Consider the following 21,472-nt stretch of genomic DNA (forward strand, 5'->3'; position numbering starts at 1 on the left):
ACCAAATTACAAAATGGCGTAGCCATTTTGTAATTGTAAAACCCTTACTGAGTTTGGTTTTCAATTCCCAAAAGTGTAGCCACACTTTTGGGAATTGGTATAACATGAGTTCGGGATAATTTAAAACGGGCTTCGAGAAAGGGTTTGCGTAGCAAACCCTTTCTCGAAGCCCAAAAGTAAAAGCCTTGCGTAGCAAGGCTTTTACTTTTGGGCTTTTAAAATTTGCCAGCTTAACCCGAACTGACGTTAGTTAACTAAGTTTGGCTAAAAACTTCAAAAAAGCCTGTGTCCTTGGGGTGAGTAATTTTTTTCGATAGGCCTCGGCAGCTTTTTTGATGGCATCCGCTTGGGTTGGATAGGCATGAATCACGCTCGAAAGTTGATTCAGCCCTTTTTTGGCGACGATCGCTAAGGTAATTTCACTAATCATCTCGCCCGCATGACGGGCTACGATGGTTGCGCCTAAAATGCGATCGGAGCCACGCTGATGCAAAATTTTGACAAAGCCATCGGTTTCGCCATCGTAAATAGCGCGATCGACCCCACTAAAGGGAATTTTAATCTGTTCGGTTTCTAAACCCAGTTTATCGGCTTCACTGACAGACAAACCGACATGGGCAATCTCTGGATCCGTAAAGGTGACCCAAGGCATTACCAAATCGCTCAGTTTGCTTCTCCCCAAACCAAAGGGAGAGAACAGCGTATTCTTAATAACAATTCTTGCCGCCGCATCCGCAGCATGGGTAAATTTCCAATCCATACAGATATCGCCTGCGGCGTAGATATGGGGGTTGCTGGTTTGGAGATAGTCATCAATGAAAACCCCTCGCCGTTGATCATATTTCACGCCTACAGCTTCGAGATTTAGTCCTTCCACATTGGGCGATCGCCCCACCCCAATCAGAATTTCATCAACTTCTATGTCTCGCAGGGTTCCGCTTTGCTGATAACTAATGATTTTGCCCGTAGGCGTTTTGGCAACTCGCTCGATCGCACAGTCCAAAACGACATTTAATCCCTCTTCCGTAAATTTCTGCTGCAAAATTTCCGACGCATCGGGATCTTCGCGATCTAATAAACGTGAATTTTTATGTAATAAAGTCACTTCACAGCCTAAGCGCTTAAAAGCCTGTGCTAATTCACAACCGATCGCGCCGCCACCAATTACGGCCAGTCGTTTGGGGCGATCGCTAATTGTAAAAATTGTTTCGTTCGTTAGGTAGCCGACTTCCGCCAGTCCTGAGATTTTTGGTGTCGTTGCCCTTGCCCCAGTGGCAATGACAGCTTTTTTAAAGCGGAGCTGTCGCTCGCCAACGGCGATCGCCCGATCATTGGCTGGGGAGTTAATAAATCTCGCTTCTCCAAAAAATACATCCACACCAAGCTGGCGAAAGCGATCGGCCGAGTCATGGACGCTAATTTTCGACCGAATTTTCCGCATTCTTGCCATCACCGCCGCAAAATCGATGTCGATACCAGCAGCCGAGTTAATCCCCAAGGGAGCTGCCGCAAGGATATCCGCCACCGCCCGCGACGAGCGGATGAGGCATTTAGAGGGGACACAGCCCACATTCAAGCAATCTCCGCCCATCAAGTTTTTTTCAATTAGGGCTACTTTTAAGCCCAGTCCCAATCCTGCGGCTCCAGCCGCCACCACTAAGCCTGCTGTCCCTGCTCCTATGACGACTAGATCGTAGCTCGCCGCAGGTTCGGGATTAACCCAGTCCAGCGGGCGCACTTTATCAATCAAATCACGATTATATCGATCCACTGGCTGCATGAATTCGGCATAGCGATCGACATCTGGAGAAGGAGAGAATTGGCTCATGACTGGGTTATTAATTAGCTAGGTAGTTAGGAGATTAAAATTTTAGGAATCTTCACGGGTGTACCACCATGCCCATGCAATCAATACCGCCTGTAGTGGTAAGCGTCCCCAACGCAGGAAATCTGAATCAGGAATACCATCAAGGGAAATACGGTTAACTGCCATATTGATATTTGCTGGAAATACCGCCACAAATAATGCGATCGCACCCCAAGCGGCAGCAATACTGACCGAGGGTAAGAGCAAACCAATCCCCCCTAAAATTTCAAATACACCACTAATGTAAACCAGTGCCAAGGGATAGGGTAAAAATGACGGAACGATCTTGACAAAGGGATTGGGCATTAACCAATGGAGAGTGCCTGCGGCAATCAAGAATAGGGATAAGACCACTCGTAGGAATAATTTAACTGGTTTAACCGATTTAATTACGAATTTAATTACGAGCATTTCAAAATAGTTTTAGTTGTTGAGGGGGTGGAGCCAGACGATCCCAAGGTAAGGCGGGGACGGACACATTGGCTTTTTCTAACATTTCCTGAAAATATTTAGCATTGTGCGGCGATCGCTCTTCGAGCGGACAATGCATGAAGAAATAAATTTGGGTGTCTTGGGCTAGCCATTCTTGCAAGTAGGTTAGCCATTCTTGCCAAAAGCGGATATTGAAATTGCGTTCGGGATGACTGATAAAGCGAACGATACTAAAGGGCGCAGTTACTACGGGCTGTAAAGGTAATTTGGGTTTGCGGCGTTCCTGTTTCACTGGGGCAGCTAGAGCGGGATCGATCGCCTCCCCCAAGGGCAGATCGTAGATAGGACGCGAATCGAGGAGTACTCGTCCCATACCCAGTTTTCTTAACAGCCTATTTAAGCGATCGCCAGCCAACCCTTTAAACCAATCACCATGCCTTACCTCTAACGCTATTTGATATCGATCGCGGGGCAAAGCTTGGAGGAAATTTTCTAAATCCGTAAAGTTAGCGGGACTATAGCTAGGAGGTAACTGCACGAATACCACGCCCAAGCGATTGCCCAAGCTAGAAATTAAATCTAAAAATTGGTATGACTGCTCAATAAATGGCACTAATAAACCATTGTGGGTGAGATGCTTCGGAAATTTCGGACAAAATCGGAAATTGGGAGGGGTATCCTTTGCCCATCGTTCGAGCGTTTGGCGATCGGGTAGCGAATAAAAAGTCGAGTTTACCTCCACCGTTATCAGGCGATCGCTATAAAGTTGCAGCAACTTCTCAGAACGGCTCCCTTGGGGGTAAAAATCACCAACCCATCCCTTATAAGCCCAAACTGCACAACCTAAATAAAATTGAGAGTTCATATTTTTTAAAGCGTCTCGCCAGAATTCGAGGCATACATGGCATACATGGCATAGCACACATAAAGAGGCGGCACTATGTGCCGCCTCTTTAATTATCCAAAATTATCCAAAAATGAGATAGGAAAACGCAAGGCGCTTCCGCTTACTTTTACTTAATTTGACTGAGTAGCTGTTTAATCGTTTTGATTAATTCAGGTGGGTGATAAGGCTTGGTTAGGTAAGCATCAGCCCCCTGCTTCATACCCCAGTACTTATCAAATTCCTCACTTTTGGTTGTACACATAATTACGGGTACATCCTTCGTAGAGGCATTATTTTTGATCCATCGGCATAGCTCATAGCCATTCATTTTCGGCATAACTACGTCGGTGACAACTAAATCGGGAGTTACTGCTTTTAGTCTTTCGACTGCTTCAGCACCGTCATTAGCTTCTATAACTTCTATGCCATTTTGTTTTAAATGTGCCGAAACCATCTCCAACACCATTGAACTATCGTCCACTACGAGGACTTTTACCATAACTGCCTTCCTGCTTTTCCTGTTGTGCCTTAGCGTAAATCTTCGTCAACATCCAACCCTTTAGAAAATTGGAATAATTTAGAGAGATAAATCGCTACAGCAATCATAAAATTTTCAAAACCCTAAACATGCGATAAGGTCATGAATATTACCTAATCAACATTATCTGTTTTTCGATCGCGTCTTTACAGAATTATTGATTCAAGTCTAGCTAATCAATGAAAATATTGATGTAGTTGACAGTATACCAGAATGAATCTTGGTTAGAGCGGGATGACAAGGGTTAAGTAGGTTAATCCTTAGCAAGTTAATGCAAGTTAATACTTTGCAAAGGAGCGACTGGGAGGGGCGGTAAATTGGGGTGGGCGATCGCTATTATTAGTTGGAGGCTGTGGTCTAAGGGGCAATCGGGACAAAGCCTCTGGATTAAAACGATAACCAATATTACGCACGGTTTGAATCAAATTTGGTTGTTGCGGATCGACCTCTAATTTTTTTCGCAATGATAAAACATGGGTATCTACGGTACGCGGATTGTTAATTTCATCGGGCCAAGCCTTTTGCAAAAGCTCCGCGCGACTTAAGGCTAGCCCTTCAGATTGGGCAAGCACATAGAGCAAACTAAATTCCTGTGGCGTTAAATCGATCGCATTACCCTTGAGCCTGACTTGTCTTTGGACAAGATCAATTTTGAGGACTCCATAATCCAAACAAGCGGGTGGCGCAGATGTGCGTAATCTGCGGGTTAAAGCTTCTACCCTTGCCAAAAACTCCTGCATTCCAAAGGGTTTTGTCAAATAGTCATCAGCGCCAGCTTTTAAACCTTCGACGATGTCAGATTCATTGGTACGCGATGAAATGATAAATATCAAAGAACTTCTTTGCTTATGTAACCAACGGCATAGTTCCACACCATCCCCGTCAGGCAAATCAGTACTCAAAATTACCAAGCTGGGCTGTTGTTTTTGAAATACCAGCTTAGCTTGCTGACAACTCACAGCCTGAAATACCGAATAGCCTATCTGCTGCAAATGCCAACCCAAGAGAGAGGCAAGATTCGGATTACCTTCTACAATTTCTATACTGATCGGGATCAAAGAAATACTCTCCTGCCGAGTAATGCCTATAGCTCTCGGATTATGAGTCTGCATAATAACCCACAGGCAAGCTGGATTTTGTAGCTGTAATTACTCTCTCTATACCGATTCAACGCCCCACCCTATACTCCCAATACCCTAGAGCAGTTCTGTCTTCATTATCGATCTTCATTATTTAGCTATCGTCAAATAGTTGTCAAATATAAGCAGCTAAACACAATTATACCAATTCCCAAAATGGCGTTGCCATTTTGGGAATCTCAAAACCTTACTGGGTTTGGTGTTTAATTCACAAAAGTGTTGTCACACTAATACCAATTCACACGTGAATTGGTATTAGATATAAAAGCCCAAAACCTGTGGCGATCGCGAAGCGATCGCCACAGGTTTTGGATCTGATTTTTAATTATGCAACAGCTACTTATCAGGAAATAAATCCCAAATCAGAATTGTGGCGCGAAGTACCACATCTCTCTTTTCGGTTTTGATTTTGTTTTAAGATGACTGGCAAAAGCTATAAAAACTTAGAAATCCGATTACAAATCCAGTGACTTACCGAAATCCTGTACCGACGGTTGATATCATCATTGCCCTGCGCGATCGCCCCGATCGACCTATTGTGTTAATCGAGCGGCTCAATCCACCCCATGGCTGGGCGATCGCTGGGGGATTTGTGGATTATGGCGAACGCCTTGAAGATGCCGCCAGAAGGGAAGCAGAGGAGGAGACGAGCTTAAAAGTGGAGTTAATCGATTTGCTAGGGATCTATTCTGACCCCAGTCGTGATGAGCGCTTACATACGGTCAGTGCGGTGTATATGGCTGAGGCAGAAGGCGAACCCCAAGCCCATGACGATGCTAAATCGGTTGGTGTTTTTGCTGCTTGGCAAATGCCAAAGCAGCTATGTTTCGATCACGCTCAAATCCTAGAGGATTACTGGCGCTATCGTACCTATGGCATCCGCCCCCCCCTATTCGGTAAGTAGCGCTTCGCGCCGCCTTACTTACCGCGCTTTGCGCTACGGCAGTTTTTACGTGATCAAAAAAAGTTTGCTGAAGGTGTTGACAATATTTCTATTCCTTGTGTATATTAATAAAGGTCAAGAACACGCCCCCATCGTCTAGAGGCCTAGGACACCTCCCTTTCACGGAGGCGACGGGGATTCGAATTCCCCTGGGGGTATTCTTGAAAGACAAAAAAGCCCTTGCATTGCAAGGGCTTTTTTGTTGCTTAATAATTCCTTTAAAGCAAAAGCAATAGGAAGGGCAACCCTACATTTTTATATAGCTGCCGCCAGTCTTGTGAGGACATAAAGCCCAAAATAGTGTTGCCGCGCGGAGCGCGGCAACACTATTTTGGGCTTTATAGCTAGAAAAAAGATGAGTGGCGGCGCAGAGCGCCATCACTCATCTTTTTTCTAGCTATACAATAGCTTTTTACAATAATTTCTCTAAGCCATAAACAAGGGACTTAAGCGCTAGCACTTTACGAACGCAGAGCAATACCCCTGACATGTAGCAAGTGCGATCGCTAGCGTTATGTTCGATCTTGAGAGTTTCTCCGAGTGCGCCAAAAATCACTTCTTGACGAGCGACTATTCCTGGCACGCGCAAGCTATGAATACGGATATTTTCGCCGTAGGTTGCCCCCCTAGCCCCTGTCAGATGTTCCTTTTCTTCGACGAGGGGGGGATTAAAGGATTGTCCTAATTCGGAGAGCATTTGTGCTGTTTTAATCGCGGTTCCACTTGGGGCATCAGCTTTTTGATTGTGATGCAACTCGATAATCTCGACATGCTGAAAATACTTAGCAGCAGCGATCGCCGCCTGCTGCATCAAAATCACTCCCACTGAAAAATTTGGAGCAATAATGCAGCCCGTACTGGCTTTATCGGCAAAGATGGCAAGCTCGGCAATCTGCTGCTCGCTTAAGCCTGTCGTACCGACGACGGGACGCACTCCATAGGCGATCGCTGATCGAATATTGTCGTAGATGATGCTGGGGTGGGTGACATCAACCATTACTGGCAATTGGGACTCTTGGGCAGCTTGAGCCAAGACAACTTCAAGATTGTCAGTTACGGGTATTTCTAATTCCCCAATCCCAACAACTTCGCCGATATCTTCACCGAGGTATTGGCGACCGATCGCCCCGACAAGCGACATATCTGGGGACTTGGCGATCGCTTTGATAATTTCGCGCCCCATTTTTCCCGTTGCCCCAGAAACAACTACAGGGATTTTGGCATTATTAGTCATGGATTAAAACTGGAAAACGTATGTTTAGAAGATTTCTACGAGCTTACAGTGATTTGTCCTGAAACCCAAAAACTGTAATACCAAAACTATAGCTGCCGCCAACTGTATCAGGACATAAAACCCCAAAGAGAGTTGCTGCGCTCCGCGCAGCAACTCTCTTTGGGGTTTTGATTTTGTCCTAACAAAACTGGCGGCAGCTATAAAAATGGCTAAGCCATTTTTAGTTTTTCAAACGGGCTTAGAGAAAGGGTTTGCATAGCAAACCCTTTCTCTAAGCCCAAAAGCAAAAGCCTTGCGTAGCAAGGCTTTTGCTTTTGGGCTTTTAAAATTTGCCAGCTTAATCCGGACTGACATGATACCAATTCCCAAAAGTGTGGCTGCACTTTTGGGAATTGAAAACCAAACCCAGTAAGGGTTTTAAAAACACAAAATGGCTACGCCATTTTGTGTTTTGGTATTACTTAGAAAAATTTGAAAAATTAATTACTTATTGATTGCTTAAGGATGGTTATAGGTTGTAATATGGTTAGCTGGACTGAAAAAATAGGAGACTAGTACCATGAGTCGCGTATGCCAACTAACAGGCAAAAAAGCCAATAATGCTGTATCGATTTCTTTCTCTCACAAACGTCATAAGCACTTACAACAAGTAAACTTACAAGACAAAAGAATTTGGTGGGAAGAAGGAAAGCGATTTGTAAAATTACAAATTTCTACAAAAGCCATCAAGACCTTGCAAAAGAAAGGACTCGCTGCATTTGCAAAGGAAGCAGGTCTTGACCTTCGCAAGTTCTAATCATAAAGGGGTGCAATGCACCCCTTTATGATTTTGGTATTTTGGAGATTTTTATGAATATTGGGATTGTAGGTTTAGGATTAATCGGTGGTTCCCTAGGGTTAGATCTGCTCGCTTCATCGCCAGATCGTAACTATGTCTGGGGGATCAGTCGTAATGCCAATACCTGCAAACAAGCTGAAGCGATCGCCGCAGTAAATATTGCCAGTACCGATATTGCCGAAATCCCCGATCAGGCGATCAAGCAGACAGATATCGTCGTTGTTTGCACGCCGATCGCCACGATTGTGCCCACGATTAGATCACTCGCGCCAAAACTGCCTCCTAACGTTATTTTTACCGATGTGGGTTCGGTCAAATCCGCGATCGTCAAACCAGCTTCAGAAATCTGTCAGCAGTTTGGGCAGATATTTATCGGTAGCCACCCCATGGCTGGTACTGCTTTTCAGGGAATACTTGCTGCCGAACGCAATCTATTTCAAAATCGCCCCTGTGTAGTCGTACCTGATGCCGATCCTGTGGCGGTGGCAAAGGTGCGATCGCTCTGGCAATCGGTGGGCATGAATATCTACGAATGCAGTCCTGAGGAGCACGATCGAGCCGTAGCCATGATTAGCCATGCCCCCGTAATGATCTCTGCGAGTTTGATTGCCGCTTGTGGTCAACAGAGCGATCGCCAAGTTTTACAATTAGCTCAAAATTTGGCTAGTTCGGGATTTCGCGATACCAGTCGTGTTGGGGGTGGCAATCCCGAACTTGGGCGATTGATGGCTGAGTACAATCAAAAGGCTTTGCTGGGATCGCTGCAAGCCTATCAGAAATCTTTGCAACAGGTAATCGCTTTGATTGAAACCGAGCAATGGCAAGAACTCGAAAATTTTTTAGCGACCACTCAACGCGATCGGGAACTTTACATGAATTAATTGTTGATAATCTAATTTTTGATATACTCCCTTCCCATTGAAGTGAGCCAACACTTCAATGAATTAAAAAACAAACCGTAATAATACTAAATTAAGAAATGGCGTAGCCATTTCTTAATTTGGTATTATTACGGTTTTCAAATGAGTGCGTACTCATTTGAAAACAAAAAACAATCCTAATAAGGATTTTGAGTTTTCATTTTGCCTAAGGCAAAAAACCGCAATACTATATATCCCGTCAAGGAATTAGAAATAGAGTTATGGTTGTTTCCCTATGCCACCATTAGTATCAATTATTATTCCTTGCTATAACAATGAGTCTTTTGTAGGAGAGGCGATCGCTAGCGTGATCGCACAAGACTATAACCCCATAGAAATCATCGTAATTGACGATGGTTCAAGCGATCGCAGTATAGAGATTATCAAGGGCTTTGGCGATCGCATCTATTGGGAGACAGGCGAAAACCTTGGCGCACCAAAGGCAAGAAATAGAGGAATTGAACTTGCTCGAGGTGAATATATCAAATTTTTAGATGCCGATGATGTGTTATTACCCGCCTGTCTATCGAGACAGGTAGCACTTGCTGAACAAATTGATGCCGCAAGTAAGGCAATTACCTATGGGGAGGCAATTTGGGTGGATCTTCATGGTCAAACTATCCCCAGTTTTCCACTACGTCCGCGCCAAGAAGATGAAGATGCGATCGCCCATATCCTTGCCCATAGCCCTCTCACTTCTTGCCCACTGCACAAACGTCAATATCTTTTAGCAATTAGTGGTTTCGATCCATCCCTACCGCGAGGACAAGAATATGATCTCCATCTCCGTTTGGTATTGTCGGGAGTGGAATTTCGATACGACCCGCATCCAGTTTACAAATATCGCGAATATATAAGCGATCGGCGGATCAGTCAAAAGCCCTACAGTATTAAAGGAGCGATGTTTCAGTTTCAAACTCTGCAAAGGCATTGGCAACTGATCGAAACGCAAACGAATAAACCATTGCAGCCGCAAGTCCGCGCAATTCTGGCTAGACGTTTTTGGATATTTGGACGTAGTATTCTACGAGAGGGCTATATAAATGAAGCGAGGGCTTATTTTGATGCTGCGCAGAGCCTTGATTCCAAAAATTTTATGGCGGGAAATACGATCTACATACTATTAGTAAAAGTTTTGGGGTTTTATCGGACAGAAATATTAATTACTAAATTTAAATCCCTATTAAAACTAATAGCAACAGGATAAATTTTCACAATCTTCAAAGGCAAATCTCATACTACCGATTTATTGGCCTGTGATGCAAGATCTTCGTGTTAAGAAAATTCGCCGATTGATAGGTTATAAGATCATGCAAATGTTATCTTGTATCCTCCAGCTAGGTTTACAAATTAGTAGCAAAACTCTCGCCATTAGCCAAAAACCTGTAATAATCTTTGCCCCGCATCAAGATGATGAAACCTTAGGCTGTGGTGGTTTAATTGCGCTGAAACGAGAAAGGAGAATCCCTGTCAAAGTTATTTTTATAACTGATGGACAGTTGAGTGGTAGCGGTAATATGGAAGTAAAAGATGTAGTTAATATACGCAAAAAAGAAGCTTTAGAAGCATTGAATATATTGGGGATTGCACCATCAGATATTTATTTCATCAATCAAAAGGATGGCTCTCTTCAGGAATTATGTCCACAACAACAGCAACAGTTAGTGAATCAATTAGTAGGCTTTATAGCCTCTTTTAATGCAGAAGAAATATACGTGCCCCATCGCCACGACTGCCATCCCGATCATGAGGCTTCTTATCAACTGGTCGTTCAAGCGATCGCTCTATCGGGATTAAAAGTGGATTTGTGGCAATATCCAGTGTGGATGCTATGGCAAAATCCCTTAAATCCTCAAATTAACTTACAAAGCCTGCTCAACTGCTATCATATTTCGATCAAGTCCGTCCACCAGAAAAAGCAGCAAGCGATCGCTTGCTATCAATCCCAAATTATCTCTGCAAATCCTGAGTTTTTATTCCGTTTTTCCGCTGACTGCGAGATATTCTTTCGTAATTAGATCATCGAAGGGAAAGATTGGTTTGGAGTGTAACCGATTCAGCCATGTCGCAAAACACAATGGAGCCTTTACTACTAAAACCGAATATTGGCGTATATTTTTCAGCCAACGATCATGTTTATGATTGGGCGATCGCTTTTCTGAATAGTTTTAGAACTTTCAACCCTGATTTGCGATTGGTTTTAATTCCCTTTAACGAAACCTGCGATCGCCTATTCGCATTGCAAACTCAATATAATTTTGAATTGTATATCGATCCTTCATTCTCACAGTTAGAAGCGATCGGTCAAGCCCTCGAACTAGGACATACCCCGACAGGTCGTTATTGGTTTCGGCGCTATGCTGCTTTTTGGGGTAAATTAGACCGCTTCCTATATTTAGATGCGCGACAGGTGGTTTTAGCCGATCTCATGCCCTTAATTACCGCCCTAGATGAATTTGAGTTTGATTTTTTGCATTACGATTGTGCGATCGATCAGGTATATCAAGCAGGAAAGTTCCGTCAAAATTTATTATTAAAATCGAAGGCAAGGGGGTTTCTATCGGGATTGTGGGCATCCAAAAAAGGACTTTTTTCCCTCAAAGAATTTGAAGAACTAGCAGCTCAAGCATTAGAAATTCGCGATCGCTTAAATCCACGCAATACCGATCAGGCATTTATTAACTACTGCTGTGATATGAAACCTGTTATCTATGGACACTTTGCCGAAGTTTTAGGTGGAATTTGCCAAAATGCATGGGCAAGACAATCGGGGCATATCTATCGAGAAAACAATAAATATTATCGATGGGATTACGGTGGATTAGATCACAAAAAGCAAGTCGTGTTAGTCCACTGGGCTGGATATAAATGGGATGATTTCCTTCCCCACAATTGGATATTAATTTCATTTATGGGAAATAGCAAGATGTTATATTGGCTCGAATATATTGGGAGATTGATTGTAAAAACTCCTCATCTATTACTTAAAAAACTGATCTCGCAGCAACATATAAATTTTGCCTATCACAATATAAAGGATCGTATTAAGCAATGAATTTGAGATATTATCCAGTCAATTTCCGCCATTATGTGAAGTACAAAATAGGACTCGCTCCCGCCTATACCCAAACGTCTGAATCCGAGCGCAAATGTTTACAAAAGTATGCTACGGGCAAAAAAACACTAGTTGAAATTGGTGTTTTTGAAGGAGTGAATACCAGACAGTTTAGAAGTGTAATGAATGCCGAAGGAACAATCATAGCTGTAGATCCTTATCCCAGAAGCTTCTTCAATCTACTTGGGTTTGCTTGGATTAGACGAATTGCCCATACAGAAGTTGGGAAAGTCAACAGAGGCAAGGTTATTTGGGTGGAGAATTTGGGTAAATTAGCGCCAAAGGAAGAGCGCATTATGTCCCATCTACCTGTGGACTTTCTGTTTATTGATGGCGATCACTCCTATGAAGGCATCAAGGGAGATTGGGAAGCTTGGAGCGATCTAATTGAATCTGGAGGGATTGTTGCTTTGCATGATAGTTTTAATGGCAAAGAGCCTCGTATTGGATCGGAGATATTTACTCAAGAAGTTATTTTAAAAGATCGGAGATTTACATTTATTGAATCAATAGATACTCTAACGATAATTCAAAGAAACTAACTAGATCAACCATGACTCAATCATCCGAATTTCACGAACAAACATTTATGTTTAGTATTGCCACCAATGGCTACGACATGATTTTTAAGCATTGTCTTGATAGTCACCAAAACTATGCTTTGAAACATGGATATAAATATATAGCTTTTACTAAATCTCCAGTCGATGGTATCTCTGGGACTAATTCTGCATGGTTAAAAGTGGCAATTATTCTGAGAGCTTTAAAAAAAGGATATCGCAATGTTTTTTTTGTTGATGCCGATGCCTTAATTCACGATTTTGCTCCATCCATTGAATCGGTTCTCACTCCACATAAATTTATTTATATGAGTATTGAATCCTCTGGAAATTTTAATTCAGGAGTTATTTTTATTGCCAACGATCAGCGATCGCAAAGTTTTTTTGCAAGTCTTTTATTAAGGGCTGATATTCCTAACTTTATGTTGCCCAGATCTGAAAGAAACCTGTATGAGAATGGTCATGTAATTAACCTTGCCAAGAGATCGTCCATCGTACAAATCATAAGTCCCAAGTGGAATTACAACTACAATACTTTGCTGGAAGAAAACGAGAAAGAATATATCTTACATGGTAGGGGGATGTGGTTAGATAAGCCCCGATCTCAAGGTAAAACCATGACTTTCACTCAAGCATTATTATCCAGACTTACGCAAGGCTCGCGCTACTTCTTACTTAAAAAACTGTTGCGTTTTTATGAGCTGGAATATCAATTTTAAGTAGCTCAAACCCAAAAATCTAGGTGGCAGCGCTTTACGCCGCCACCTAGATTTTAAAATTCAGATCTAAAACCTGCGGCGCACGCGCAGCGTGCACCGCAGGTTTTAGGGTTTTACACCAAGTTAAGAAATGGCTAAGCCATTTCTTAACTTGGTGTAAAATTTTGGGAATTGGTATTAAACACAACTATAGGTTTCAATGACTAATGAAAATAGTTTCCTATATCCATCCTAAAAGTACGTATCTTCCATGTACAGGAATTGGGAGACATATTAATCAAATGCTATTGGGACTAGAAGCCTGTCAAGAGATAAGCTTACAATTACTGTTTTCAGCGCAGTGGCTATCTGCTCACCACAAACTGGACGAGCGTTCTCCATTATCTTCAATTCCTTTTACTACTTTTCCCTCTACTGAAAATGCTACAGAGAGAACATGGAAATTATTGGGATTTCCACAAATGGATCGTTACGTTTCAAAGGATACGGATTGGCTCTATGCACCCATGCAAACCTATATCCCTATTTCTAAATGCCCTGTTGCCATTACTCTCCACGACATCCAAGCCTTTGAGACTGACTTACCTTGGTCGCATACATGGCAACATAAACTCTTCCGTTTTAAGTGGTCAGGATGGGTCAATCGGGCGTTATCTGATAGCCGAATTATTTTTACGGTTTCAGAATTCTCTAAACATCGGATCGTAGAACTTCTAAATGTCGATCCTCAAAAAATTATTGTGGTTGGTAATGGAGTCGAACCGCAATTTTTTGATATTTCTACCGTCGATCCGAATACCTTAATCCGACCTATTGCTGAGCCCTATATTTTGGTTATAGGAGGGCTAAAATTCAAAAAAGGAGCAGATTATGTCTTGTCTGTGGCAAGAGAGTTAAAATTACATAAGAGCGATTTACAGATTTTGGTTGCTGGCGATTCTGAGTCAAAATATCTTGGTATTGAGCAAGAGTTGCCAAATTTAAAGCTACTTGGAATTGTCCCAGATCAGGATTTACCAAGACTATTGCGATGCGCATCTTCCTTCCTATTTCTTTCCCACTACGAAGGCTTTGGCATTCCTGCGATCGAGGCGATGGCAGTTGGTACTCCTGCGATCGTTAGTAATCGGGCTTCATTACCTGAAATCGTGGGTACGGCAGGAATCATCGTCGAACCAGAACAAATAAAATCCGTTGTCGATATCCTTATCCAACTTCAAGAAAATTCGCATCTGCGCGAAGACTACATTCGCCGAGGATATCAACATTCACAATATTACACTTGGGCTCGCTGTGTTGACGTTGTTCGGAAAGCCTTTTATGAATATATTTAAGTAGTTCAGCATAATTAAAAAACAAAACTAGAAGAGCATATCGCCCGCTAAGCGAGCGATACGCTCTTCTAGTTTCTTACTCCCTTCCCACCAAAGAAATAGACATACAAAACCAAGAATTAGCGTTGCGGCGCTTCGCGTTGCAACGTCTAATTTTTCACTGGGAAGGGAGTAGCTACTTAAGTTTACTTATATACTGGTGTTACGTGGAAGTTGGCAAGCCCAAATCTTAATGGGAGCTACAATGACACACAAGTTATCAGCTCTATCGTTAGTTGCTAATAATCCCCCATCAATTCCCCTTAAAAAAGGGGAAGAAGAAAATCTTCCTTGTTTAAAAGGGATTGATGGGGGATCTACAGACTGACATGTAGATAGAGAGGCTTGCTTGCATAGGGGAGTTATACCAATTCACAAAAGTGTTGTCACACTTTCGTGAATTAAAAACTAAACCTACTAAGGGTTTTCAAGTTAAGAAATGGCGTAGCCATTTCTTAACTTGGTATAACAATCGTCTGCATTAAATTAAGTAAGAAAGATTATGTTGTCAACAGATGAAGCTCGCTTTACTCAATTTGGTTGTGGACTTTGCGCTCCTTCTCGATGGTTGAATTTTGATGTTAGTCCAGCGATGCGGTTGCAAAGCTTACCAATTATTGGCAAGCTAATCCCCTCTGGTGCTTTTGGGAGATATCCAGCTAATGTGATATATGGTGATATTGTAAAATCTCTACCTATTCCTGATGGAAGTGTAGAGTTATTATATTGTTCTCACGTACTGGAACATATGAGTCTGGAAGAGTTGCGTTGTGCTTTGAGAAATTGTTACAGGCATCTTAAAGTAGGAGGAATTTTTCGATTGGTAGTTCCAGATTTAGAAGCAATGGTTAAATTGTATATTCAGTCAACAGAGCCTGAAGCTGCCCATGAATTTATGAGAATAACTTTGCTTGGTAAAGAACAACGTCGAAGAAATTTACTTAGTTTTGTTAAAGACTGGTTGGCGGGAAACAATCATTTATGGATGTATGACTATAATTCGCTATCAATGGAATTGGCTAAAGCAGGTTTTCAAAACATACGTAGGGCTAGGTTTGGCGATTCCAATATTGAAGCTTTTAGAGATGTTGAAGACCCCAACCGTTGGACAATGGAACTCGGTATTCATTGTAAAAAAGGCTAATAGCAGCTATAAGAGATGGCTGCCGCCAGTTTTGTTAGGACAAAACCAAAAACCCAAAGAGAGTTGCCGCGCGGAGCGCGGCAACTCTCTTTGGGTTTTTATGTCCTGATACAGTTGGCGACAGCTATATTACCAATTCACGAAAGTGTTGTCACACTTTTGTGAATTACAAACCAAATCCAGTAAGGATTTTCAAAGCTCAAAATGGCGTAGCCATTTTGAGCTTTGGTATTCTTTAGTATTTGCTAAGGATTTTTGGTTCTCACAATACCAAAAACAGAGGTATAGCCATGGAGAAACGTTGTACCGCCAACGGGACCAATTTCTCCCGAACAGAAAAAGCCCCCGAACGGAATTAAGCCAAGATGTTTTTGTAACATTTCCGAATCAAAGTTGGGCTTACCATATAGTCTTTCACCTCGTCCCATACAAGAAAACATCAATGCTGCCGTGGGAGATACATTGGGAGCGGCTAAGCTCAACTGATTGGTGTAATTAATCAAAGCTTCTTCCAAATCTTCCGCCGAGGCTTTACTATCCCGTAAATGTAGTTGAATTCTTTGCCCTGGACGCATCCGATCGCCTACTGCGATCGCACCCGATCGCGGATCGACTCCGATGATATTCCGAATCAAAAAATCGCCTTGGGATGGATTTGCTTTAAATTCGTTCATCACCACACCAATGAATAGTGAATGCTGCGCTAGTTCGCGATCGCTTTGATTTAAATCCCCCACCGTATCCTGTAATAAACTGAGAGGGGGTTTGCCCTCTAAGCCTAAAATCAAATTTCGTTCGCATTCAGATACCTGCAAAATCTTGCCAATGGGTCGGCAACCCTGAGCAACCACTGGATCGATCGTGATATTCCCCCAGAGAGCTACGCCAAGCAGTCCTGTCCGATAAAGTTTATATTTGTCTTCTTCATGGAAACAAAACAAAGCGTTTGCTCCCATACCGCCACTACTCGCTAATCCACCAACTTTAACAGCATTGGGATAGGCAAAATCTAAACCTTGAATTAAGTCATTAATCGGGAATGAAAAGGGATCGCCAACTAATACAAAGCTGGGAGAAACGGCTGGATCGACATTGGTTAAGTTTTCCCAGCGATCGGGAGGACTGTCGAGATCGGGCAACTGGTTATCATCCAGATGAAATACCTTGCACGCAGCATCGGGCAAATGTCCGACCAATAAAGCGATCGCAGGTTTATCCTCAAATTCACGACCGTTTCCAACAATCCCACCCCCAGAACAACCAATTAATTTTTTGATGGGTAACTTTTCGGCAAGCAAAGGTAACAAGCGAGGATAGTCACTGGCAAAGGCAGTAGAAACAAACAAAAAACCTAAATCTAGCGATCGATCGCCGAGTAGCGCCAGTATCTGTTGCGACAGATCCTGCACCGCAGCCTCTAAAGATATTTTTGTCGAAAGACTAGTAACCCACTTCATATACCTAGCCCTACACTGATTTCACTTCCAGACATTTCTTTATAAATTGCTGACAAGGGCTTCTGACAAACCCAAATATTCGATCTCTATATTTAAGCTTTTTTTGCTTAATATCTAAGCATAGTATCTAAGCTTACCTTGCAGCGACCTATTTCCGACATTGTCTATAAATATGTCAGCAATTCTCCTATAAGTAGCTTGTCATAATTAAAACCCAGCATCAGAACCTATAGCGCACTCCCACCATTGACTCCATTTTTAATTATGCCCAGCGATTTACCGAAGGTTATAGCTGTCGCCAAGTGTACTAGGACATAAAACCCAAGAATTGACTGGCGGCGCGAAGCACCGCCAATTAATTCTTGGGGTTTGATTTTTCCTAATTCAAGTGACTGTAGCTATGACTCCAATCACCAGTGAGCAATCACCAATAGCCAATCACCAATCACCAATCACCAATCACCAACGGTCTAAAATTTGCCGCTTTGTTGTTGAGCCCTTCCCGCAAATATCTCGCAAATATATAGAGCAAGACTTGGTAAGACGCTGAAAGCACAGTAGAATTATTTCGATAACCTCATCAAATCAAGGCTATCAAGTTTAAGTTATATATACTTTACAAACTTTACAAATACGTTACCGATACATTTATTAAATCTAATTAAGTCAACGGAGAAAACAACATGCAGGATGCCATTACCAGCCTGATCGGTGCCTATGATGCAACTGGTAAATATTTTGATCGCGATGCCTTGGATACCCTCAAATCCTACTTTGCCACAGGCAGCGCTCGTTTAGCTGCGTCTTCGGCGATAACAGCTAATGCAGCATCATTGGTACGTAAAGCTGGTTCTCAGTTATTTGAAGAGGTTCCCGATCTCATCCGTCCAGGTGGCAATGCTTACACAACACGCCGTTTTGCAGCTTGCTTACGCGATCTAGATTATTATTTGCGCTACGCTTCCTATGCCTTAGTTGCAGGCAACAATGATGTTTTAGACGAAAGAGTACTGCAAGGTTTACGAGATACCTACAGCTCTCTAGGTGTACCCATTGGCCCAACCGTCCAAGGTATTCAAATCCTCAAGCAACTTGTTTTTGATTTAGTGGGCGAAAATGCTGACTGGTTAGCTGCTCCCTTTGACTACATGACCCGCGAATTGAGCGAGAAAAATATTTAAAGTTTGATTTCTGACATCAAAAAAGAAAAGCGGTAAAGAAAGGTGGTACAAAGTACCACCTTTCTTCTTGGTATCTGATTGCATTGGTGCGGTAGTCAGGGATGTTATAGCAACGTAAGAAAACCCAAAGATGAGTGGCGGCGCAGAGCGCCGCCACTCATCTTTGGGTTTTATGTCCTAGTACATTTGGCGATCGCTATAGAAGAAAAACTCCAACCCTAGTCATCCCCATTTTGTAGAGCGGCAATAGAGTTGCGGTGATACCTGCACTTACTTGGCTATAGCGATAAATTTTGCGATCGCAGGCTAGCATCCATATTTTTTTGATTTATTTAAGTCTTCAAAATGATTTAAGATTGTTCATAATCGAATAAGCTCGATCTAATCTAAGAGAGATTTTAAATATGGCTTTAGTACCAATGCGCCTGCTGCTCGATCATGCGGCTGAAAACGGATATGGCATCCCTGCATTTAACGTAAACAACATGGAGCAGATCCAGTCGATCATGAGAGCTGCTGATGAGACCAACAGCCCTGTGATCCTTCAAGCTTCTCGTGGTGCTCGCTCCTATGCTGGCGAAAATTTCTTGCGTCACTTAATTTTGGCTGCTGCCGAAACCTATCCCCATCTCCCCATCGTGATGCACCAAGATCACGGTAATGCCCCCGCAACTTGCTACTCAGCCATCAAAAATGGCTTTACTAGCGTTATGATGGACGGCTCGCTAGAATCTGATGCAAAAACCCCTGCTAGCTATGATTACAACGTAGCTGTTACAGCTGAAGTTGTTAAGGTTGCTCACGCAATTGGTGCTAGCGTTGAAGGTGAACTCGGATGTCTAGGCTCCCTCGAAACAGGTAAGGGTGAAGCCGAAGATGGTCATGGATTTGAAGGTGCATTAGATCACTCGCAACTATTGACCGATCCCGATGAAGCTGCGGACTTTGTTGAGCGTACCCAAGTTGACGCGCTTGCTGTAGCGATCGGTACCAGCCACGGTGCTTACAAGTTTACTCGCAAGCCTACTGGTGAAATTCTTGCCATCAGCCGCATCGAAGAAATTCATAACCGCCTACCTAATACCCACCTCGTTATGCATGGCTCTTCTTCAGTTCCTGAAGATCTTCTTGCCCTAATCAACGAGTATGGTGGCGCAATTCCTGAAACTTATGGTGTACCTGTTGAAGAAATTCAAAAGGGAATCAAATGTGGCGTTCGCAAAGTTAATATCGACACTGACTGTCGTCTTGCCATTACTGCGGCAGTACGTGAAGCTTTGGCAAAGGCTCCTAAGGAGTTCGATCCCCGTCACTTCTTGAAGCCTTCGATCAAATACATGCAAAAAGTATGTGCCGATCGCTATATTCAATTTGAAGCTGCTGGGCAAGCTAGCAAGATCAAGCAAATTGGGCTTGATGAATTTGCGGCTAAGTATGCTAAAGGTGAATTGACCCAAGTTAGCCGTCAAGCGGTTAAAGCTTAAATATTAAAAAGCGATAATCATCACAAGTGAAGCTTTTTTAATTAATATATTAAGGGGCGCTTTGCGCCTCTTAATATTGCAAGCATAATATCGCAACTATTGATTGCAGCTATTAGTTAATATAGTTACGAGGGAGTGCTAACTTCGCTTTTACTCACGCAACTATCTAAAATCTTTTAAAGGATTTAAAATTACTACATATTTTGTATGTTTTTATTTAGCTAGCATTGCTATAGTTGCAGTCACTGATTCAAATAAATTCTGCTCATGACCTCTTCTTTATTTTCCACAGTCGAGTCAAATAAAGTAAATCCAGCCAAAAAGCCCAAGCTCTTGGTGGTTGATGATGAGCAAGATAACCTAGATTTGCTATATCGTACGTTCCGTAGAGAGTTTACCGTGTTCCGCGCCGATGGGGGCATTAAAGCGCTGGAAATTCTGGCAAAAGAAGGTGAGATGGCAGCGATCATCTCTGACCAACGGATGCCTGAGATGAACGGGACTGAGTTTCTCAGCCGCACTGTCTCTGATTTCCCTGACACAATGCGAATTGTCTTGACGGGATATACCGATATTACTGACCTGATCGATGCGATTAATTCGGGTCAAGTTCATAAATATATTACTAAGCCTTGGGAACCAGACCAACTTAAATTAGTTGTCTCGGAAGCCACGCAAACCTACGATGTGCTTAAGCAGCGCTCCGAGGAACTAATTCGATCGCAGGCTCAGAATGCCCTATTGTCAGTCATTGTCCAAATTGCTCAGCAGTCCGATCGGCTCGATAGCTGCGTAATGCCCCTAGCTGATGCCTTCTGCCAGAATTTCGGAGCCGATGGCGTGATTATGCAGTTGGTCGAACAGGGGGCTTTGAGCAGTACCCATGCTAAATGTGGTCATTACATTTGGGATTTAGCCAGCGATCCTGTAGTCCAGCAAGCGATATCTACGGGAAAATCCCAGATCTCCCTAGATGCTGATGGCAAAACTAATGCCGCCCAACCTTGCAAAACCAGCGTGGTGATCGCGATTACTTTTCGTGATGAGGTGTTAGGGATTTTAGCCTTGGGCTGGCAAGATGCCAATGCGGTAAGCTTGGGAGATATTGCGGCGATTCAGCAATGTGCTGATGAAGTGGCGATCGCATTAACCTGTATTCGTTTCTATGCCAAACTTTGAACCAGACTTTGAAAAGCTTTTAGCTCTGGCGATCGCGATCGCCAATCAGGCTCATGCTGGACAACTTGATAAAGCTGGCAAGCCTTACATTTCGCATCCGCTAACCTTGATGTCGCAGATGGACAGGATTGAAAGTAAAATTGTGGCAGTTTTGCATGATGCCGTCGAGGACTCAGCGCTGACCATTGCCGATCTAGTGCAGCAGGGCTTCCCTGAATTTATTACCGATGCGATTGCCGCTATTACTAAGCTGGATGGCGAGAGTTATGACGATTATGTTGTCCGCGTGAAATCTAATGCGATCGCCCGCAAAGTAAAGATCGCCGATCTCACCCATAATATGGACATTAGTCGGATTCCTCACCCCACAGAAAAAGATTTCCAACGTTTAGAAAAATATAAAAAAGTTCTCCAAGAATTAACGAGCAACTAAGAAGGGACGCTTTGCGTCCCTTCTTAGTTT

The 21,472-nt window shown here is 42.9% G+C and carries 22 protein-coding genes and 1 tRNA gene; 16 read left to right on the top strand and 7 right to left on the bottom strand.

Translation table 11 applies throughout. The features are described 5' to 3' along the window. Positions 1 to 250: 250 nt before the first annotated feature. The 5 genes from PseudUWO310_RS09520 to PseudUWO310_RS09540 form a co-directional block, all read right to left on the bottom strand. Positions 251 to 1,828 carry a mercuric reductase gene (locus PseudUWO310_RS09520; RefSeq protein ID WP_142600459.1) on the bottom strand — a complete coding sequence of 526 codons (1,578 nt, stop codon included), beginning with the start codon at positions 1,826 to 1,828 and terminating at the stop codon, positions 251 to 253. A gap of 42 nt (positions 1,829 to 1,870) precedes the next feature. Then, a complete protein-coding gene (locus tag PseudUWO310_RS09525; protein ID WP_142600461.1) occupies positions 1,871 to 2,278 on the bottom strand; it encodes a DoxX family protein in 408 nt (135 codons plus the stop codon). Between the two features lies 1 nt (position 2,279). Continuing rightward, the gene (locus tag PseudUWO310_RS09530) at positions 2,280 to 3,164 is read right to left on the bottom strand and encodes a DUF72 domain-containing protein (protein ID WP_142600463.1); all 885 of its coding nucleotides are present in this window, start codon (positions 3,162 to 3,164) and stop codon (positions 2,280 to 2,282) included. A gap of 148 nt (positions 3,165 to 3,312) precedes the next feature. Further along, positions 3,313 to 3,684 (bottom strand): PleD family two-component system response regulator, encoded by a 372-nt coding sequence (locus tag PseudUWO310_RS09535; RefSeq protein ID WP_009626842.1) that lies wholly within the window; start codon positions 3,682 to 3,684, stop codon positions 3,313 to 3,315. A 317-nt stretch (positions 3,685 to 4,001) separates the two neighbouring features. Then, positions 4,002 to 4,835 (bottom strand): response regulator transcription factor, encoded by an 834-nt coding sequence (locus tag PseudUWO310_RS09540; protein ID WP_009626843.1) that lies wholly within the window; start codon positions 4,833 to 4,835, stop codon positions 4,002 to 4,004. Between the two features lie 305 nt (positions 4,836 to 5,140). Here PseudUWO310_RS09540 and PseudUWO310_RS23590 point away from each other — a divergent pair, with 305 nt between their 5' ends. From PseudUWO310_RS23590 to PseudUWO310_RS09550, 3 genes are all read left to right on the top strand, one after another. Next, positions 5,141 to 5,269 carry a hypothetical protein gene (locus PseudUWO310_RS23590; protein WP_263363412.1) on the top strand — a complete coding sequence of 43 codons (129 nt, stop codon included), beginning with the start codon at positions 5,141 to 5,143 and terminating at the stop codon, positions 5,267 to 5,269. Positions 5,270 to 5,328: 59 nt separating this feature from the next. After that, on the top strand, positions 5,329 to 5,766 hold the full coding sequence (locus PseudUWO310_RS09545) for an NUDIX domain-containing protein (RefSeq protein ID WP_142600465.1): 438 nt from the start codon (positions 5,329 to 5,331) through the stop codon (positions 5,764 to 5,766). 124 nt (positions 5,767 to 5,890) lie between these two features. After that, a tRNA-Glu gene (locus PseudUWO310_RS09550) sits at positions 5,891 to 5,963 on the top strand. A gap of 254 nt (positions 5,964 to 6,217) precedes the next feature. Here PseudUWO310_RS09550 and dapB read toward each other — a convergent pair. Next, positions 6,218 to 7,039 (bottom strand): 4-hydroxy-tetrahydrodipicolinate reductase, encoded by an 822-nt coding sequence (gene dapB / locus PseudUWO310_RS09555; RefSeq protein WP_055077156.1) that lies wholly within the window; start codon positions 7,037 to 7,039, stop codon positions 6,218 to 6,220. A 559-nt stretch (positions 7,040 to 7,598) separates the two neighbouring features. On the opposite strand from dapB, the gene rpmB reads away from it, so the two are divergent. From rpmB to PseudUWO310_RS09600, 9 genes are all read left to right on the top strand, one after another. Beyond that, positions 7,599 to 7,835, top strand: coding sequence for a 50S ribosomal protein L28 (gene rpmB, locus PseudUWO310_RS09560; protein ID WP_009629683.1), 237 nt, complete (start codon positions 7,599 to 7,601; stop codon positions 7,833 to 7,835). A 53-nt stretch (positions 7,836 to 7,888) separates the two neighbouring features. Further along, a complete protein-coding gene (locus PseudUWO310_RS09565) occupies positions 7,889 to 8,758 on the top strand; it encodes a prephenate/arogenate dehydrogenase (protein ID WP_142600468.1) in 870 nt (289 codons plus the stop codon). Between the two features lie 274 nt (positions 8,759 to 9,032). Beyond that, positions 9,033 to 10,004, top strand: coding sequence for a glycosyltransferase (locus PseudUWO310_RS09570; protein WP_142600470.1), 972 nt, complete (start codon positions 9,033 to 9,035; stop codon positions 10,002 to 10,004). 103 nt (positions 10,005 to 10,107) lie between these two features. Beyond that, positions 10,108 to 10,815: a PIG-L deacetylase family protein gene (locus PseudUWO310_RS09575; RefSeq protein WP_223805596.1), complete on the top strand. Its 708-nt coding sequence runs from the start codon at positions 10,108 to 10,110 to the stop codon at positions 10,813 to 10,815. A gap of 44 nt (positions 10,816 to 10,859) precedes the next feature. After that, positions 10,860 to 11,852, top strand: coding sequence for a hypothetical protein (locus PseudUWO310_RS09580; RefSeq protein ID WP_142600474.1), 993 nt, complete (start codon positions 10,860 to 10,862; stop codon positions 11,850 to 11,852). Beyond that, a complete protein-coding gene (locus PseudUWO310_RS09585) occupies positions 11,849 to 12,454 on the top strand; it encodes a class I SAM-dependent methyltransferase (protein ID WP_142600476.1) in 606 nt (201 codons plus the stop codon). The genes PseudUWO310_RS09580 and PseudUWO310_RS09585 overlap by 4 nt, the downstream gene beginning before the upstream one ends. An 11-nt stretch (positions 12,455 to 12,465) precedes the next feature. Then, positions 12,466 to 13,191, top strand: a complete 726-nt coding sequence (locus PseudUWO310_RS09590) for a hypothetical protein (protein ID WP_142600478.1) — start codon at positions 12,466 to 12,468, stop codon at positions 13,189 to 13,191. A 206-nt stretch (positions 13,192 to 13,397) separates the two neighbouring features. Beyond that, the gene (locus tag PseudUWO310_RS09595; protein WP_142600480.1) at positions 13,398 to 14,525 is read left to right on the top strand and encodes a glycosyltransferase family 4 protein; all 1,128 of its coding nucleotides are present in this window, start codon (positions 13,398 to 13,400) and stop codon (positions 14,523 to 14,525) included. A gap of 541 nt (positions 14,526 to 15,066) precedes the next feature. Continuing rightward, complete coding sequence (locus tag PseudUWO310_RS09600; RefSeq protein ID WP_142600483.1) at positions 15,067 to 15,708, top strand: class I SAM-dependent methyltransferase; 642 nt, start codon at positions 15,067 to 15,069, stop codon at positions 15,706 to 15,708. 245 nt (positions 15,709 to 15,953) lie between these two features. On the opposite strand, the gene PseudUWO310_RS09605 is transcribed toward PseudUWO310_RS09600, so the two are convergent. After that, positions 15,954 to 17,165: an FIST N-terminal domain-containing protein gene (locus PseudUWO310_RS09605; protein ID WP_009629501.1), complete on the bottom strand. Its 1,212-nt coding sequence runs from the start codon at positions 17,163 to 17,165 to the stop codon at positions 15,954 to 15,956. 683 nt (positions 17,166 to 17,848) lie between these two features. Between PseudUWO310_RS09605 and apcB the strand changes: the two genes are divergently transcribed. From apcB to PseudUWO310_RS09625, 4 genes are all read left to right on the top strand, one after another. Beyond that, entirely contained in the window at positions 17,849 to 18,346 is a 498-nt protein-coding gene (gene apcB, locus PseudUWO310_RS09610; RefSeq protein WP_009629500.1) for an allophycocyanin subunit beta, read from the top strand. Between the two features lie 404 nt (positions 18,347 to 18,750). Next, positions 18,751 to 19,830, top strand: a complete 1,080-nt coding sequence (fba, locus tag PseudUWO310_RS09615) for a class II fructose-bisphosphate aldolase (protein WP_009626945.1) — start codon at positions 18,751 to 18,753, stop codon at positions 19,828 to 19,830. Positions 19,831 to 20,097: 267 nt separating this feature from the next. Beyond that, positions 20,098 to 21,009, top strand: coding sequence for a response regulator (locus PseudUWO310_RS09620; protein ID WP_142600485.1), 912 nt, complete (start codon positions 20,098 to 20,100; stop codon positions 21,007 to 21,009). Next, positions 20,996 to 21,442, top strand: a complete 447-nt coding sequence (locus tag PseudUWO310_RS09625) for an HD domain-containing protein (protein ID WP_142600488.1) — start codon at positions 20,996 to 20,998, stop codon at positions 21,440 to 21,442. The genes PseudUWO310_RS09620 and PseudUWO310_RS09625 overlap by 14 nt, the downstream gene beginning before the upstream one ends. Positions 21,443 to 21,472 lie beyond the last annotated feature (30 nt).

It is taken from the genome of Pseudanabaena sp. UWO310, from assembly GCF_006861605.1.
GTDB lineage: Bacteria > Cyanobacteriota > Cyanobacteriia > Pseudanabaenales > Pseudanabaenaceae > Pseudanabaena.